Origin of the sequence: Haloferax mucosum ATCC BAA-1512, assembly GCF_000337815.1 — an archaeon.
Classification (GTDB): domain Archaea; phylum Halobacteriota; class Halobacteria; order Halobacteriales; family Haloferacaceae; genus Haloferax; species Haloferax mucosum.
The window spans coordinates 1-16064 of record NZ_AOLN01000009.1; the positions used below are offsets into that span (position 1 = coordinate 1).

18 protein-coding genes and 1 CRISPR repeat array are annotated in these 16064 nt (G+C 58.7%); of the genes, 15 read left to right on the plus strand and 3 right to left on the minus strand.

Features of this window, described 5'->3' with window-relative positions; all coding sequences use genetic code 11:
• Positions 1–2: 2 nt before the first annotated feature.
• Positions 3–562: direct repeats of the CRISPR family, unit length 30 nt; unit sequence GCTTCAACCCAACTAGGGTTCGTCTGTAAC.
• Positions 563–734: 172 nt separating this feature from the next.
• Positions 735–1739, plus strand: a complete 1005-nt coding sequence (locus C440_RS05450; RefSeq protein WP_008319052.1) for a Cdc6/Cdc18 family protein — start codon at positions 735–737, stop codon at positions 1737–1739.
• Between the two features lie 186 nt (positions 1740–1925).
• On the opposite strand, the gene C440_RS05455 is transcribed toward C440_RS05450, so the two are convergent.
• Positions 1926–2456, minus strand: coding sequence for a hypothetical protein (locus C440_RS05455; protein ID WP_008319054.1), 531 nt, complete (start codon positions 2454–2456; stop codon positions 1926–1928).
• Between the two features lie 499 nt (positions 2457–2955).
• Positions 2956–3225: a PhiH1 repressor-like protein gene (locus tag C440_RS05460; protein WP_008319056.1), complete on the minus strand. Its 270-nt coding sequence runs from the start codon at positions 3223–3225 to the stop codon at positions 2956–2958.
• Positions 3226–3480: 255 nt separating this feature from the next.
• On the opposite strand from C440_RS05460, the gene C440_RS05465 reads away from it, so the two are divergent.
• The 7 genes from C440_RS05465 to C440_RS05495 all read left to right on the plus strand — a co-directional run bounded on the left by C440_RS05465 (position 3481) and on the right by C440_RS05495 (position 8600).
• Positions 3481–3915: a PadR family transcriptional regulator gene (locus C440_RS05465; protein ID WP_008319058.1), complete on the plus strand. Its 435-nt coding sequence runs from the start codon at positions 3481–3483 to the stop codon at positions 3913–3915.
• 192 nt (positions 3916–4107) lie between these two features.
• Positions 4108–4737, plus strand: coding sequence for a hypothetical protein (locus C440_RS05470; RefSeq protein WP_008319060.1), 630 nt, complete (start codon positions 4108–4110; stop codon positions 4735–4737).
• 44 nt (positions 4738–4781) lie between these two features.
• Complete coding sequence (locus tag C440_RS05475; protein WP_008319061.1) at positions 4782–5525, plus strand: hypothetical protein; 744 nt, start codon at positions 4782–4784, stop codon at positions 5523–5525.
• The gene (locus tag C440_RS05480; protein WP_008319063.1) at positions 5522–6220 is read left to right on the plus strand and encodes a hypothetical protein; all 699 of its coding nucleotides are present in this window, start codon (positions 5522–5524) and stop codon (positions 6218–6220) included. The genes C440_RS05475 and C440_RS05480 overlap by 4 nt, the downstream gene beginning before the upstream one ends.
• Before the next feature lie 402 nt (positions 6221–6622).
• Positions 6623–7771: a hypothetical protein gene (locus C440_RS05485; RefSeq protein WP_049915388.1), complete on the plus strand. Its 1149-nt coding sequence runs from the start codon at positions 6623–6625 to the stop codon at positions 7769–7771.
• Positions 7772–7819: 48 nt separating this feature from the next.
• Positions 7820–8107, plus strand: a complete 288-nt coding sequence (locus C440_RS05490) for a hypothetical protein (protein ID WP_008319066.1) — start codon at positions 7820–7822, stop codon at positions 8105–8107.
• A gap of 4 nt (positions 8108–8111) precedes the next feature.
• Entirely contained in the window at positions 8112–8600 is a 489-nt protein-coding gene (locus C440_RS05495) for a MarR family transcriptional regulator (protein WP_008319068.1), read from the plus strand.
• A gap of 166 nt (positions 8601–8766) precedes the next feature.
• On the opposite strand, the gene C440_RS17280 is transcribed toward C440_RS05495, so the two are convergent.
• Complete coding sequence (locus C440_RS17280; protein WP_152417832.1) at positions 8767–9447, minus strand: hypothetical protein; 681 nt, start codon at positions 9445–9447, stop codon at positions 8767–8769.
• A 646-nt stretch (positions 9448–10093) separates the two neighbouring features.
• Here C440_RS17280 and C440_RS05505 point away from each other — a divergent pair.
• From C440_RS05505 to C440_RS05535, 7 genes are all read left to right on the plus strand, one after another.
• On the plus strand, positions 10094–10666 hold the full coding sequence (locus C440_RS05505) for a hypothetical protein (protein WP_008319072.1): 573 nt from the start codon (positions 10094–10096) through the stop codon (positions 10664–10666).
• A gap of 14 nt (positions 10667–10680) precedes the next feature.
• Positions 10681–11043 (plus strand): hypothetical protein, encoded by a 363-nt coding sequence (locus tag C440_RS05510; RefSeq protein ID WP_008319075.1) that lies wholly within the window; start codon positions 10681–10683, stop codon positions 11041–11043.
• Positions 11015–11221, plus strand: coding sequence for a hypothetical protein (locus C440_RS05515; RefSeq protein WP_008319077.1), 207 nt, complete (start codon positions 11015–11017; stop codon positions 11219–11221). Before C440_RS05510 ends, C440_RS05515 begins: the two co-directional genes overlap by 29 nt.
• Before the next feature lie 120 nt (positions 11222–11341).
• Positions 11342–12049 (plus strand): hypothetical protein, encoded by a 708-nt coding sequence (locus C440_RS05520; protein WP_008319080.1) that lies wholly within the window; start codon positions 11342–11344, stop codon positions 12047–12049.
• A 10-nt stretch (positions 12050–12059) separates the two neighbouring features.
• The gene (locus tag C440_RS05525) at positions 12060–12668 is read left to right on the plus strand and encodes a hypothetical protein (protein WP_008319082.1); all 609 of its coding nucleotides are present in this window, start codon (positions 12060–12062) and stop codon (positions 12666–12668) included.
• A 1-nt stretch (position 12669) separates the two neighbouring features.
• The gene (locus C440_RS05530; RefSeq protein WP_008319084.1) at positions 12670–14334 is read left to right on the plus strand and encodes a hypothetical protein; all 1665 of its coding nucleotides are present in this window, start codon (positions 12670–12672) and stop codon (positions 14332–14334) included.
• An 8-nt stretch (positions 14335–14342) separates the two neighbouring features.
• Positions 14343–16061: a hypothetical protein gene (locus tag C440_RS05535; protein WP_008319086.1), complete on the plus strand. Its 1719-nt coding sequence runs from the start codon at positions 14343–14345 to the stop codon at positions 16059–16061.
• Positions 16062–16064 lie beyond the last annotated feature (3 nt).

The following is a 16064-nucleotide window of genomic DNA, read 5'->3' on the forward strand; positions in this document are numbered from 1 at the left end:
GGGCTTCAACCCAACTAGGGTTCGTCTGTAACATCAACAGGTCGGTGCGTGACTGGAGCCACCGCGTGGCTTCAACCCAACTAGGGTTCGTCTGTAACGGTACGTGCGACAACTGCGATGCAATCTACTTCGAGTGGCAGGCTTCAACCCAACTAGGGTTCGTCTGTAACGGGCCGCGAAGGGTGGCATCGTCGGCGATTATCCGCTTCAACCCAACTAGGGTTCGTCTGTAACCGTTGCTATCCGGCACTCCGACCATACCGCCCGGCTTCAACCCAACTAGGGTTCGTCTGTAACCTCGTACTCGAGTGGCTCCTCTACCTCCGGGTCGAGGCTTCAACCCAACTAGGGTTCGTCTGTAACGATTAGGGATATCGTTGACTCGGCGGTTGTGCGAATCGCTTCAACCCAACTAGGGTTCGTCTGTAACGGTGTCGCTTTCACCGCCATATTAACATCAAGATTGGTGCTTCAACCCAACTAGGGTTCGTCTGTAACCCGCCTCGCCCGCCCGGGCCGCCTGCGGGACTTGGCTTCAACCCAACTAGGGTTCGTCTGTAACCATGGCCGATTTAAGTGCCACAAGTACTCTACAGGCGGTTCCCACTCAAGTGTTTCCGTCGACCTCCAATACCCCCCAAACCCCCGGGGGTCGACATAGATGACACTGGAAAATCCTGCACGCTGTTCTATCGTCCGAATCGTTATCACCCCCTGACGAAAAATCGACAGACATGATCCACGACCCCCGAGTACTCGATGACGAGGTCGTCCCCGACCACGAGCTCATCCTCCACCGCCGCGACGAGATGGATGCCCTCCTCTCGGCGCTCCGACCGAGGATGAACGCTCGTGACCACGTCTACGCCTTCGGGCCTACTGGCACAGGGAAATCGACGCTGGCGAAACTAGCCCTGACGCTCCTCGAGGACGACGGCGAGGAGTTCGACTCAACAGTCGTCAACTGCTGGAAGCACCCGACTCGCAGCGACGTCCTCCGAGTCATTGCAGAGGACCTCGTGGGAATCCCGGTCAATCGCCACTCGACGCCAACGGCGGAGCTCACGTCGCGGCTTACCGACGACCCCGACCGCCCGCGTATCGTCGTCCTGGACGAGGCCGACCAACTCGCCGATACGGACGTCCTCTACGACCTCCATCAAGCGCCAGCACTGTCGGTCCTCTATCTCGGAAACGACGAAGACGATCTCTTCGCCGGGATGGCCGACCGGGTTCGAAGCCGAGTGAGCACGGGTCGGCGTATCGACTTCGACTGCTACTCAACGCAGGAACTCGCCGAGATTCTTCAAGCACGAGCAGACCACGCCTTCCGACCGGGTGCAGTCTCGACGCGACAACTCGAGGCGATTGCGAGTGCAGCCGATGGAGACGCCCGGACGGCGATTCGGTCGCTTCGGCTCGCTTCGGAAGCGGCGACTGAGAACGGCTACCTTCGAATTTCGGATGCGAACGTTGAGGAGGCGATTCCCGACGCTAGAGAGGAGTTGCGGCAAAAGAGTCTCTCACAGTTGACGGCCGAACAGCGACTCGTCTACGATATCGTCCGTGACTATGGGCCAATTTCGCCTGCCGATCTGTACGAGCGGTACGAGGACCGCGTTGAGGATTCGAAGACGAAGCGGACTGTACGGTCGTACCTCTCGAAGATGCGCCACTACAACCTCGTCGAACATCACGGGTCGCGGAACGACCGGTCATACACGTCTATCAGTAGATAGTACTCCGAGTTCTTTATTCAAGGGTAGTGTGGATGATTACCACGAACAGAGAACTCACGTTTCGAAGCAGTTGGTGATCTACTCGTTTTCTGCAAAGACCGACTGTGGATAGAGAGAGTGGATGCAACAGAGCAATTCATCAAGGTGAAGTAGACCCCCGCACGCCGCATAAGAACGCACGAAGTATCAGGTATCACTGTAAGCTGCTTCGAGCTCTGTTTCCAGATTGATAAGAAGCACCCCAGCAGCGAATATGAAAACAAATACGAGCAGAGGACGGGCAAATTCACTATTTTCAAGATATCGCTCATAAACAACAGTATAGGGGATTGCGATAACTCCCGACCCGAGATGCCAATGAATTGATGTCGGTGATGTCCCCGTTGCTAGGATATCGTCGTACTCTTTGACTTCGAGTAGGGGCAATGCAACCCAAACTACAAACAAAATCATCGATGAAAGAAGTGCCAACCCGAGTGTATCACCAGAGAGTAGCAGGACTCCGAAGAGGATGAGTGTTGTATTCATTCCATGAATGAAATTGAACCGACCGAAACGAGGTATTATTTCCATGCCACCATCTAAAAATGAAAACAGAATTGGTGGATAATCACTGAGAACAGCTTTCTTTAGGTCGACATCACGAGCGACGCCACTCAACTCGACAATTACGAGTACAATAAGCGGGAGAACGAGTGAACCACTGTCTACGGCCATTGTAGGAAATGATTGTAAGATATGAATGTAATGTTTACTTACAATACCGGTTGTTGAGTACTTCCGTAGTTATCTCTGCACTTATAAGATGGATACGTGTATTATGTACAGCTCGGCTCTGAGGATGCACTCAACATCTGATATAAACCCGAGAAGCCAATGAACTCACCTGTTTGTCAAATCTATTGACTCATTTTCAGCACAGATCAAATGAAGAAATCGGATTGCCAACTACTGCTATCGGAAACTGAAATCCCCTATCGGAAATTCTGTCCTTCCTGAGGTGTAGAGTATTGCGAGCGGATTGAAATCAGCAAATCACGATTCCTATCGGAAGCATCGGAAACGCCTCCATTTGTCTTATCGGGACTGTCACTGATGATAGTCGTGTGCAGTCTCCGATACCCCAACCAAACTCCGATAAGCAGCCGTCCGCGTGGCTCACTAGAGCACCGGAACACGCCGGTCTGCACACTTCCGAGGTGTATTTAAAATGTCGTTAGTCGTTGGACTCATCGACCGGCTCAAGTGTCGAAGCGTCGAGGTCCTCGTCGAGGTAGGCCCGGCCGTTGTCGGTAATGCCGTAGAGACCGCGGTAAACCTGGTTGAGGAGCCCGTATTCGGCAAGCTTCGACATACGCCCACTTGCGTGCTGGCGAGAGGGTCCACCGAAATGGCTGACGGCAGAGGGTGTAAGATTCCCGTACTCGCGGATGAGTTCAAGAATCCGATCGTCGGACGGGACCATCCACCCTGCGGACTTGCGCATCTCTGTCGAAATTGTATCAAGGATGCTCATAGGCTCTCCGGTGTCAAATCATTGTTGACGTGTCTACTTGAAGATAAACTCTCTGTTAATCTTTAGATTAACAATCGTCAGCAAAATACTTATGCAGACAATCTGAAGGGCTAACTGGAAGCCGTGTACGCACCGCCTGCAAAAGGTGTAATGGGTGCACCAACACCCATCACGTGGCTTCCGATCTCACCGCTCCGCTGGCGATTCCAGCGAGCTACGAAAGCCATGTCTAAAGACAAGGACTCACCGGATAAACCAACCGGCACGAACCGTAGTACCGCACAAAACGTATACACCACAGACCTCACCGCGTTCCAGTGGGACATCCTCGTCACGCTCTCCCGCGAGCCGATGTACGGGCTGGCAATCAAGCGCCACCTCGAAGCCTACTACAACAGCGATGTCAACCACGGCCGATTATACCCGAACCTCGACACGCTCGTTGAACGGAACCTCATCACGAAGAGCGAACTCGACAAGCGGACGAACCAGTACGAACTGACCACCACTGGCGTTGCCACAGTCCGCGACCGCTTCGACTGGATGCTCTCGAAGTTCGTCACCGACGACGAGCGCGCAGAGAAAATCACCGACCTCGTCGAACAGAACAACGCCGTCCGCACTCCCGCGACCGACGGAGACAACGATGAAGTACGTTGAACTTCGAACCGGGTCGAGCGCCGAATCGGCCCGGACCGGCGACAGCCTGCGCGATGGCCTGCTCACCAAGAGCGGGCTCGGCCTCCGCGCGGGTGCCGCCGGTCATACACGTAAAAGTCCGAGAACGATTGACAAATTTTCCCCGTCCAATGTCCCGAATTCAACGACTTCAGCGACTGGTGAGGTGATAGCATGAGAATCGAAACCGACGCGGTGCCGTCTGGACTTCGTCACGGGCAACAGGTTCCATTCGCACTCCACAAGATAGGAAGACGGCACCCCGATGGTACTCCGATCTCTCTCGGTCCTTGGACCTTCGAGTGTCCACAGGTCCGTGAGGTCGTCGAGTCCTACCTCGAAGGAAACGTCCTCAACGCCTGTGCCGGCAAAACGAAGCTTCGGTACAGTGGGGAGGTCCACCGAAACGACATCGACGAAAGCCGTGACGCGGATACGCATCACGACGTCACAGAACTGGATGAGCACCTGACAACAGGGTACTTCGACGTCGTGGTTTTCGACCCGCCGTTCGATGCCGACCAGGCAGACGAACACTACGACGGAAATACGGTCGGTAGAGGCCCATCTGGTGGCATCTGGAAAGCGCGCGACGCGCTTGCTCAGTTAACTGCGCCGGGTGGTCGGGTCCTCTCTGTCGGTTGGAATAGCGTCGGTCTCCAGCATCTGGATGCATTCGAGCGTGAGGCCGTCCATCTGTTCCAGCGCGTTCAGAAACCGGACGTCATCCTCACGGTTGACCGTCGCGTCCAGATGACGATCCGCGTGAAGGGTCGTTCTCAGCCTGGAGGTGATGGGAGATGAATTCGGATGACGATGTTCGTCAAGAAACCGGTTCAACGCACGGGATGAGTGACCACACACTCGACGACGTCCTCGGCACGACCGTCAAGTCCGGGACGGACGCGTGGTACGAAGTCACCACGACCTCCCGCGAGGACACGGTCGAACTGATCGCCGTCGATGCCACAAACACCGACCGCTCAATCGAGACCGAGCGCCTCCTCGAACACCTCAACAACGGCGACTGGGAACCCGTGTACGAGGGGACGACCCAAGAACTCGTCACCGACGGCGGGCGGGTTCTGCCCCAGCAATACATCACAGACGCGGCCGAGGAGTTCCAAGACTACGACCTCGGTGGCATGACTATGAGCGGCCGGTGTGGATTTCACACGTTCTACGCGTGGGCCGACGAAGACTACGACGGCTGTGCGAACGCGTGGGAGACGGCGTTGTACATCACGCTCGCAGACCTCCTACAGGAGTTATGGGTTGATGACGACATCGTCCGCGATGCACGTGGAACTGCGGACCCAGAAGCGTACGCGAATGTTATCACCGACCAGATGGAAAACCACACGGGTCTCGACATGGACCACTGGACGCGAGACTACTTCATCGATGAACTTGCGGACACTCTCGAACACCTCACGAGTATCGACCGTGGCGATGGCATCGAGACCGACGGTGGCTACACCGTCGAGAGCGACACCCCCCTGAGTGGGCAAGTCCTGTGCCCGAACGGCCACATCTGCTCGGGGGCAGATAACTTCTGTCGAGAGTGCGGGAAGGCGGTGAGTGACGAATGATTCGCGCTATTCTCGGTCTTCTCGAGAACGAGGCGTCGAACACCGACATTCCCCGGCGACTTGGTGAGGGGTACCCAGCGTTTGCGACAGCGTCAACGAAATATCTCGACGGCAAGGAGATCTACCACGGAAGAGCTGCCGACCGTGTTGAGACAACGGCACAAGAAGTTCACGTCGAGGATAACGGAATTCACACCGAACGCGTCGAGAGCCGCAAGGTCTCGGTCACCGACTTCGTTGCCGACCTCGACGCTGGTTTCGTCGGCGTCGATTCATCGGATGGTGAGTGGCTCTTCGAGCGCCTGATCAGCGTTGCGGGGGCGGGGATCGCCCGGGCGCATATCGATGTGACAGCGTTCGCGAAGCACGTTGATGACCAGGACGGCCGCTGCTGGCAGGTCAGCTACAAGCACGCGCTTGATGACGACGAAGACGACGACGGGCAAGCGAAGTCCGGGACGATATTCCACCGGGACGCCCACTTCGGTGCCGGGTCAGGGACGTACAACCAGTACGGGTTTAGCTACCTCTGGGACGGCGACCTCATCTGTGGCACGATCTCTGCATCGGGCTATGTCGCCGTCTTCTCCACTGACCGCCCGGAAGTGTTCGGCCGGTGGCTCCTCGACGAAGTCCTCCCGTTCGCGTCGCTCATGGAAGACGACGTCCAGACGATGCTGTCGGAGGTGCGCTGATGTCGGTCGAGCACGTCACTCTCGGAGTGCGCCCTCGACGAGCGACAGGCTCACGCAAACACACCTCGACTGTTTGCGGTGTCCCGTGTGCTTCCGATCACCACGTACCTGGGGGTAACCTGGTGACGGGACCGAACACGAACGACACCAGCCGCGGTCCCGCGAGAAAATTTTTTTCTTTGCGGGACGCCCCGAGAGTGTCCGGCGGCGTGGCGGCCGAGACGCCGAACGGACTCGTTACCACCCTGAAACAGCCGAATCACCAACCAACCACGAGGGGGTCGGTTCCGATGGAACCACCGACCCCCTTCCCTGCCTCACACCAGACTGGTGTGAGTGGTGGGTGTGGAGACCACCGGTTCACACCAGACTGGTGGAACCGTGTTCGTGGAGGTGAGACCAATGCGTGACCGCATCCGTCTCGACTGGCGAGTCCCCAAAGCCGAGTGGGAACGCTTCGTCGAACACGTCGAAACCGAGTTCGGCAGTATCGAGGGCTATCTCGGACGAGAAGCGGAGGCCGCGATGCGAGAATACGCGGACACCGACGGCTACGCTGGTGTCGAAAAGCGAGTAGACCGACTCGTGAAGGCATCGGGTCGCTCGTCCGAGGGCGACGGCAAAGAAAAAAATTCTCAGTTCAACGGCGTGCCGACGACCCGAGTCACAGTCCGGGTAGACCCCGAAGTGAAAGACGACTTTCGAGCAGCGGCGAAGCAAAGCGACCAGTCGTACGGAGTCACATTCGCACGCGCGATCCAGACATACCGAGATGGCGGTCGTGCCGCACGGCTAGAGCGCCGTCTCGACCGCGTTCTCGAAGACGCCGAGAAGATGCTCGAGCACGTTTCCGAGGACAGCGAGGACGACGGCGTCTCGATGGGGAAACACGAGCGCTGTGTCATCGCAATCTGCAACGAACTCCCAGAGGACTCATTCGTCGATGACGAACTCGAACGTGCCATCCGCGACATCGCAAACGTCCACTCGAAGCCGTCGATTCGAGAGTATCGGCAGGACGTCATCGAACGGCTGGAAGTCGAGCCGCACCCGGAGGTACCACACCTGTGGGTCCCCCACGAGAAAGCAGCGAAGTGGCGTCCAGGCGTGCCCAAAGAGTGCCGCCAGCCACCCGAGCACCTCGACAGCGACCAGCGCGTGAAGCGCATTCAACTCGCAGTCGGCCGACGTGCCGGAGTGACTGACACCGGAAAGGTACGCGTGACAGCGACCGAACTCCGCGAACACGTCTTCGAGGGAGCGACCTCGACAAAGACCACGCGAGAACTCATGCGCTCGGCCGCCCAGGTTGTCGGCATCGACCTCGATACGTCAACGTCCCCAGCTGCGCTGCAAGTGAACCTCCGTGTACTGGGCGAAACGAATCCCGATCTCTTCGAGGAGATCATCGACTACCGCGACAACACCGACAGCGGCCTCCTGACATCGTCGGTGCCGACGACGATGACCGACTTCATGAACGCACCCAGTGACGCCAACTCCGGCGGTCACGCCGTCGCCTCGGACGGGGGTGCAGCCGGGCCATGGTAACCACCACGGACGACACACGGCCCACCACCAACGAGGTCGTGTGACAGGATGCCGACCGAATGGCAGTCAGCCCACCACGATGAGCGGCCGCGCTTCCCACGAATCGAAGCCGACGAAGGGGAAGACCCGGCGCGCTTCCTCGCCGAACCCCTGGAACCAGACACCGGGACCGGAACATCCGGCCAACTCGCCCTCGCCCGCATCCGCGGCTTGGAGACGCTCGGCCTCGTCCGAGCCTACCGAGCGGTCGAACGAACACTCCACGGGGGCGAACGCCAGGCGATCAAAGACGCACTCGACGAGCGCGAACAAGAGCTATCGAACGAGATTCAATGAACGCATGCCAACCATTACAAGACAAGAACGCACGGAACGCATTGCACGCGATGACGGCGATGAAGACGACACCGTCTGGATAGCCCAATCGTACCAACACCAGGGAGCGTACCACACCGACCGCGACTGCAGTTGTCTCCAAGCAACAACACCCACAGACACAACCCGAGGTCGAGCACAACAGCGCCTCCGGTACCCCTGCGGACGCTGTGTCCTCGACGAGTCCGAAGAGGGCGCGAGCAACGTCTCGGTCCGCGCCCCCGACACACTGGGCATCCCCGAGGAACTCGACGACGCGGAAGCCGCAACGAAACTCGTCTACCTCGAACTCGTGATCAACGGCCCGCTGTCAACGATTGAACTGATCGACCTTACCTCACTGTCACGGTCGTCTATCTCACGCGGTATCGACACACTCGACGAGCGAGGCCTCGTCGAAACGGAGTTCGACCCGCGGGACGCACGCCGCAAACGTCACTTCCCGACCACCTAAGCCGGCAACGCTGTGGAAATCCACAGAGTGTGATTGATGTGGTGTGCTGCATAGAAAGACTATATCGGGCACTGTCCTCTGGGTCTTGCTACTACCTGGGAGTCGGGAGAACTAGAATACGAAAGCATTACCCGCGAGGGTAGCGGAATAGGCGACCTTTTCCTCCTCAGGGGTCAATGAGCTTCCACCGCAAATCGTACCGGATGAAGTAGTAGATATTTAATATAGGGTAGATTGAAATGAAGTAGTACATCATCTTAAAGATGTTCTTGGGGACACGTTCTCGAACCAATCGGTATTCGTTCCCGTCTATCTTCACCTTCCGTTTCCGTTTGCTCGCTATTTGCCAATCGTCTTCTAACCGTCTTATCACGTACTCTTCTCCCGTTTGATGCACCTCCAAAACGATTTTTTCTACGTTCGAAGGAATGAGATAAGGAGGAGTGCGCCGGAGACGTTCTGGTTTTAGTTTTCCTCTGCACTGTCGCCGAAGGTCCTCAACGTCTTCGAACGTTTCAATTGTTTTATACAGGTGTATCTCTGTCTGGCTATATTCACACCGTTGAGGTTGATCTAGAGTGGTAGATTGCCTCACCGGAACTCCCGGAATAACTGTACGAAAGCGTGTGAAGTCCAACGGGCCAAGCTCAACCCGATAGGCTAGATTGGGTGTTTTTGATGTGCCAGACCGCTCTGGATACAGATAGTTGAGATTCGATTCTTCAGGGCTCATCAGCGAGAAATCCCCAAGATCACGCGGTTCTGATTCTCCGGGCAGTTGAGCCCGGAGCTTGATTCTCAATACAACGTGAGAGGTGTGGGACCTGTTTTTCACAAGGAATTCCATCACTCCATCCGACAAAGACACGTCCAAGATGTTCGTGGAAAGGTGTTGTGTCCTGTAGGTATAATAGGAAATGATGAGAGTTAGCGTGATAAGGCCCAGATTGATTAGATTGAGGTCTACTGAAGGGGCTGACGGAGTGGGGGCTGACGGAGTGGGGGCTGGGGTGGTGTGGGGAAGAGCAGTCCTCCCAATCTGAAGGAGCATTAACAGTCAGGTTCGAGATGAAATGTCAAAGAATCTGGCTAACTGAATCCGATATACACTATCATCGTCCCGCGACGACACCATCTGAATCATTTACTTTAGGCTGCTATCATAGGAAGACCAAACTTTCTACGTAGTTCCAGAATTCTATCCGCAATGCCTGGTTCCCACGTGATTGTACCAGGAGACCTCTTCACAGCCAGTCTACCAATCAGTTACTAAGTTGAGGACTGACTGGCACTCACCCTCCATGCAGCAACAACTCCACCAAACGGCCAGCACCTGAGGGGTTCGAGCCCCAGTTATGCGTCAATCTGACGGGTATCTATTCCCCTTAAGTTCGTGGCACAAGCTCTACAAACCAAATAGGGGCACCCGGCCGACCGAGACGCGTTGCGGGAGGCGTCGATGACGGAGTCCGACACAGCCTCGCGTCCATCCTATGAAAGGCACTTGTAAGTTCGACCCGAGCAGCGGCGCTGCACTCGGCGACAAACAGTACCTCCCAGACGGGACAACCGGCCACGAAGTCGTCGCCGACCCGTGGGGCGTCCACTGGACGGCAGCGCGTGAGGGCGCGCTCACCCACGGTGAACATCGTTCGTCAACCACCGCACTCACCAGCTACTTCCGACGCGTCCAACGCGAGGTTCGCGACGGAACCGAACACAGCCCACTCACCCGAGCGGCGTCCCTCGCCATCCGCCGGCTCAAACAGGCCTCGACCGACGAACTCGACACGTTCGTGTGGCTTGCCGTCGCCGAGCGCCTCGCCGACAAGGGCTTCTGGAGTGCGTGGATGCTCAACCACTACGTACCACGATGTCCGCACTGCCACTCGGAGACGAAGTTCCGCCCCGGAGTTGGGATGCACGAAGCCGTCTGCGCATCGTCGCCGAAGCAACACGGCGCCGTCGACGCCGCAATCGAGCGCCGTGTCCGGTCGCTCCTCGAGGCCGCGTTCGACGACGTCGCCTTCGACGAAGACGACCCAGCACCGCTCGCGCTCTTCTGAAGTCACGTGTATTCATGGCCGTCGAAGCTCCTCCAGCCGAGTTTGCGGCATATTCGCCGACACGCCACGTCATCCAGCACGCCAAAGGCCTCTCGAAAGGGCCGAACCGGCACGTCTCGGGAGACCTCATCCGCGAGTGTATCGAAGACGGCGTCCCAAAGAAGGTCAACCGTCACAAGTGGCGCTTCCAGAAGCGCATCGGCGGCGTCGACTTCGTCACAGTCGTCGCGACCGACGCTCACGAAATCCTGACTGCACATCCTATCGCCGTCGACCGTCCCAAAGCCGAGCGCCGCGGCTACTGGTCGGCCACCGAACTCGACGACCTCGAAGCCGTAATCGAATACCATGAGCAAAAACAACCCCGACCGTTCTGAGGACCTCAACGCGTACTGCGTCACCGATGCCGACTTCGACGCGGTCGCCAACGAGATCTCCCGCTACGTCGCCAGTATCGAAGACACGCCCAACGGTCAAGCGTACGCCACGGGGATGCTCAAAGCCGCAGTCATCTTCGAACATCGACTTCGAGAGCGCAGTCGAGAGCCCAGATAAGATTCCCGGCCGAACGAACCTCACCATCGATGCCTCGCCTCTAGCGCGGTATCGGAGGCATCGACGTACCGTATTTAAAGTATAATTACACCCCGGACGTTACAGGACCTTTTCCAACTCATGTCTACCCGCGAACGCAGAGTTACGCTTGCCCTCAAATGGCACCACCTCGACAATCTCTCGCCCGCAGAGATTCGGGACCGCTTCGAGGAAGAGGGCATCGGCGACTACGCAAAGTCAACCATCCGCAACTACCTGAACGAGAAGCCAAAAGACGAGATCATCCGGCAGATCGAGAAGAAACACGCCGACGTCCGTCTGCAATCGGCTGAGCGCTACGAGCGACTCTACCAGGACGCCCGCCGTGACCTCGAAACACTTGCTGTCGGCGACGACCCCGTCATTGCGATGGTCCCAAAGATGGAGTCGCACCAAGGCGAGGGAGACAAACGCGTCTCAAACTGGACGTTCCTTGCCGAAGACGATCCACGCCGACCCGAGTGGGCAACCGAGCACGACCGACCGATTGCGTTCGTTGACGGTGTCAAACACATCCAGTCTGGCGACGAGTATCCAGCGGGTGCCGAACGTGGTGGGCCACCGGAGTACCGGGAAGCGGTCGTCGGCCTCCGTCGCGACCAACCAGATCTACAGAAACGACAGTTTGCCCGGCGCGAGATGGCTGGCTACCAAGACCAGAAGGTCGAGGTCCTCGGCGGGCCGGACGAACTCAACGTCAACGTCGACGGCGAGGTTGACCACACCCACGGCCTCGACGAGGGCACACAGGAGATCATCGAAGACCTCGCCGACGACCTCAAAGCGTAGCCCGTTCCCGATGTCTCCTCTCGCCTTTCACATCGCCGCACATCTCACAAGCGACAGTGCCGGCGTTGATCACAAAGCGAAGTTCGGACGCTACGTCAACGAACAGCCGGACTTCGCCCGGTCGCGGTACATGCCCGACCTCGTCCGCGACAACATCACCGATGTTGCCCGCCACGAGTTCACCCTCTCACCGCCGGCGACGCCGGCTGACCAGGACCCCATCCCACGAGGCAACTACCGGGAGTTCTGGCTCGACGCCCTCGAAAGCGAGCCGTGGGACATCTACTCCATCGCCGAAGCGATGGCCGACCGCTTCGACATCAACACCGGCTGGGCGTTCAAGACCGCCCGCCAACACCTCAACCAACTCGTCCTCCAGGCACGGATGCGTGGCTACCGTGAACAGCCATTGGCCGGCCGTCGATTTCGATGGAGCGGCCCCGAAGCCGACCACCCGGCGTGCGCGTGGATACAAGAGCAGGTCCCTTCAGAGGGGCTTCCGTACCACAAACTCGTTGACCTGATGCAAGAGGCGAAGCAACGGTTCGTCGAGAACCCACCAGCGTCAACTCATGTCGTCCACGACTGGTGCCGCCACGAAATCCGGGAGGTGCGATAGGATGTCCACGACGTCCGACTCGACGCCGAGGGCCACACAGTCGCTGGCGAAACTCGTCCGCGACCGGCCGACAGCTCATCCGCTTAGCTTCTCGATCAAGCACTTGGGAACCGACGGCATCCTCGCGCCGCCGTCACACCTCCAGGACTGGTACCAGCACATCTGGGAGGCCGTCTACGACGAGCGCGCGCCGAAGAATCTCGCGCTCTTTGCGCCGCGGAACTACGCGAAGACCGTCTCAACGATTGAGGTCATCCCGGCGTGGCTCGCGGTCAACTTCCCAAGCATCCGGATGGCAATCGTCTCGCACAAGAAAGACCACGCCAACAAGCGGGCGAAGACGGCGGTCGCATCCATCGAGTCAGCGTGCGAGCGCTACAACGTCCCGGTCTACGACGACTCGAAAACGACAATCCAACTCGAAGCCGGCCGGACGAACATTGAGCCGACGCTCGAACCCGTGTCAATCCGGACGTCGGACACCGGGTCGCACTACGACATCATCATCTACGACGACATCGCAACGCTTGCGAATCAGACGACAGCGCTTCGAGAAACCATCTCGGAGAACTTCGAGGAGTTCAGCGACAACGTCGCCGCCAAAGAGGGGGCGACGGTCCTCCCGCACAAGTCGATCAACATCGTCATCGGGACGCGCAAGACGCCCGAAGACGTCTACCGCGAGCACATCCTCTCGACGAACAACCCCGAGTGGGACGACTTCATCGCTCGGAACGTCTCACGCCCGGGGTGGGCCGCTCGCGTCTGGCGGGCGACGCCCGACTGGCAGGTCATCGAGAACGAAGCGTTCGAGGTCCACGGGACCGACGGCAACGTCTACGACACCATCCGGGACGTCCCCGCCGAAGTCGAGATCATCGACGACGGCATCCAGCCCGCTGGCGACACGGAGTTCCGGACGCTATGGCCCGAGTTCGAGCGCCCTGAGACGGTTCTGACGAAGGTCGTCTCGAAGGCCGGGAGCGCAGGGCTATGGCGTGCGGAGAACCAACAGAACCCCGAAGCCGCGGTCGGCCGCGTCCTCGACCTCGACTGGCTCCGCTTTGTCGATCCTATTCCACGCGACGACTACGACGCCTTGGAGTGGTATGCTGGGCTTGACTTTGCGAACCCCAACAACCTCGCTGTCGAACAGCGCGGCGAGACTGACTACTGGGCGCTGGGCGTCGTCGCCTACGACCGCGAGAACGACCAGCAGTACGCCATCGATGTCTGGCGCGACCGCGGATTCATGTGGAAGGAGGCGGCGACCGACTTCATCGCCGCGAACCTCTCTGGACTGCCCATTGGTGAGTTGTTCGTCGAGAGCAACTTCGCCGGCGAGGAAATCGCGGAGGTCATCGCGGACCCGGCGACGTACGAGGACGCCGACGTCGCAGAGCCGTCATACCAAGTAACGCCGACGTCGTCGAAGGGAGAGAAGGAAGACCGACTCACGCGCCTTGCGAACCGATTCCAGCAGGGCAAAATCAAGGTCGCGTCTACAGAGAACGAGCGCTGGGAATCGTTCATCCGCGAGGAGTGGCTTCCGTTCCCCGACGCTGCTCACGACGACCGCTTCGACGCACTTGAGATTGCGTCGCGCGGTCCGGAAGGCACGGTCAACCGCGTCTCTGGCGATGACTTCGAGCACCTCAACTGGTGATACAACACATGCCTCCACGAGTAACAACACTCGGCGAAGATGACGGCGGCGAGCTGGTCGCTATCGACTGGCCCGACGGCGATGTCGAACAGATGCTCCAAGGACAGATAGCCGGGACGCCACAGTCTACCGGTGGTCGCTCTCGGGGTACAAACGAGATTGGCCCCGTCCAGCGTGTCTCGAACCAGGGCGGGCTCTGGAGTTCGATTGACCTGCAGACGTTCACACTCAACTCGACGGAACTTGCGACAACAGTCAAACGGTTCCGCGACGAGATGTACCGCAACCAGTTCCCGGTACTCGTCCCGGCGTTCACCCACCGCTGTACCTCTTGCGGGACGTCCTACAGCGAGGAGCGAGAGGCGTGCGAGGTTTGTGGTGGGACGGAGTTCGAGACGCCGTCGCGCGAGCAGAAAGAATGCTACGAGCGTCGCTTCGACACCATCAATGACGACGACCAGTCGCTGGCGTCGCTCATGAAGTACGAGGAGGACTACCAGTCGTTCTACGGTGTCTCGACGATCCTCGCCCGTCTCCGCTACCAGCACGTCACCAGCGAGACGCGCGTTGCTGGCCGGTCGGTCTCCGCGTCCGGGCGCTGGGTGGCGGTGGAGATCGAAGAACTCGTTCATGCCGACCCACTTCGCGTCCGACCGGTACTCGACGAGCACAACCGTCATGGCGGCTGGTGGACGTGCCCCGCGCACCGCGACCAGTATTGGGAGCGTACGGACCTCACGTTCGACGCCGTCGATGCCGACTCACCGACCGAGGTCTGTCCCGAATGCCATGCCGAACTCGCCGAAGTCGGCTACGCGGAGGTCGGCGGTCGCAACAACGACATCCAGCGACTGTTCCTCAAACACGAGGTCATCGACTGGGCGCGGCACTTCCCCGTCCTGAACGGCCTTGACGGTCGGTCACCGGTCTTGCCTCTCATCAAGCTCCAGGCTATCCTCCAGTGGTCGCGCAACTACGAACTCCAGTATCTCAACCCGCAGAACGACCAGCAACTCCCCGACAAGTTCCTCGTCGCGTACGGGAAGAATGTCCGGTCGTCGCTTCGAGCGTCGCTCCAAGAAGAGGAGGCGAAGAATCCGTGGGAAGAGGGCCGGCTCATCTACGAGGGGAATCCCGACAACGTCGAAATCGAAATGCTCGACCTGTCGAGTGACGCCGGGATCAACGGGCGCGAACCCATGGTCGAGCGCCTCATGTCGCAAGTCCGGGCGATGTTCGGCATCTCCGACGCTATCGAGAACGAACTCTCTGACACAGGCGGGCTCAACGCTGAGGGTGAGCAACTCGAAATCACAAACGCGGCCGTCGCAAGTGCGCACCAGGACACCGTCGAGAAAGCACTGAACACGCTCTGCCGGCTCATCGAGCGCGTGGAGGGCCACTTCGACTGGGAACTCAAGTTCGTCGATCCGGAGCGCGACGACATGTCGCTGTCGGCGCTTGACGTCCTCGAAGGTATCAACCTCGCTCAACAGACTGGGACGAAAGTCTCTGTCGAGGACGGTCAGCTCATTATCCCTGACCAGCAGATCGACCCCGCCGAGCCGGAAAGCAACTCCACGCCGGCGGACGCCCCGCCCACAGATGGTAGCACGGCGGTGACACCGTCGGATAGACCACCGGAACAGTCATGGCCGCCCGACAACAGTCAACCTCAGCTCGGACAGTCTGAACAGCCGACACAACCGCAGAACCCGAACCAGTAACCC

Coding starts and splice junctions, on each gene's coding strand:
- C440_RS05450 (WP_008319052.1), top strand. CDS start 735: ATGATCCACGACCCCCGAGTACTCGATGACGAGGTCGTCCCCGACCAC.
- C440_RS05455 (WP_008319054.1), bottom strand. CDS start 2,456: ATGGCCGTAGACAGTGGTTCACTCGTTCTCCCGCTTATTGTACTCGTA.
- C440_RS05460 (WP_008319056.1), bottom strand. CDS start 3,225: ATGCGCAAGTCCGCAGGGTGGATGGTCCCGTCCGACGATCGGATTCTT.
- C440_RS05465 (WP_008319058.1), top strand. CDS start 3,481: ATGTCTAAAGACAAGGACTCACCGGATAAACCAACCGGCACGAACCGT.
- C440_RS05470 (WP_008319060.1), top strand. CDS start 4,108: ATGAGAATCGAAACCGACGCGGTGCCGTCTGGACTTCGTCACGGGCAA.
- C440_RS05475 (WP_008319061.1), top strand. CDS start 4,782: ATGAGTGACCACACACTCGACGACGTCCTCGGCACGACCGTCAAGTCC.
- C440_RS05480 (WP_008319063.1), top strand. CDS start 5,522: ATGATTCGCGCTATTCTCGGTCTTCTCGAGAACGAGGCGTCGAACACC.
- C440_RS05485 (WP_049915388.1), top strand. CDS start 6,623: ATGCGTGACCGCATCCGTCTCGACTGGCGAGTCCCCAAAGCCGAGTGG.
- C440_RS05490 (WP_008319066.1), top strand. CDS start 7,820: ATGCCGACCGAATGGCAGTCAGCCCACCACGATGAGCGGCCGCGCTTC.
- C440_RS05495 (WP_008319068.1), top strand. CDS start 8,112: ATGCCAACCATTACAAGACAAGAACGCACGGAACGCATTGCACGCGAT.
- C440_RS17280 (WP_152417832.1), bottom strand. CDS start 9,447: ATGGAATTCCTTGTGAAAAACAGGTCCCACACCTCTCACGTTGTATTG.
- C440_RS05505 (WP_008319072.1), top strand. CDS start 10,094: ATGAAAGGCACTTGTAAGTTCGACCCGAGCAGCGGCGCTGCACTCGGC.
- C440_RS05510 (WP_008319075.1), top strand. CDS start 10,681: ATGGCCGTCGAAGCTCCTCCAGCCGAGTTTGCGGCATATTCGCCGACA.
- C440_RS05515 (WP_008319077.1), top strand. CDS start 11,015: ATGAGCAAAAACAACCCCGACCGTTCTGAGGACCTCAACGCGTACTGC.
- C440_RS05520 (WP_008319080.1), top strand. CDS start 11,342: ATGTCTACCCGCGAACGCAGAGTTACGCTTGCCCTCAAATGGCACCAC.
- C440_RS05525 (WP_008319082.1), top strand. CDS start 12,060: ATGTCTCCTCTCGCCTTTCACATCGCCGCACATCTCACAAGCGACAGT.
- C440_RS05530 (WP_008319084.1), top strand. CDS start 12,670: ATGTCCACGACGTCCGACTCGACGCCGAGGGCCACACAGTCGCTGGCG.
- C440_RS05535 (WP_008319086.1), top strand. CDS start 14,343: ATGCCTCCACGAGTAACAACACTCGGCGAAGATGACGGCGGCGAGCTG.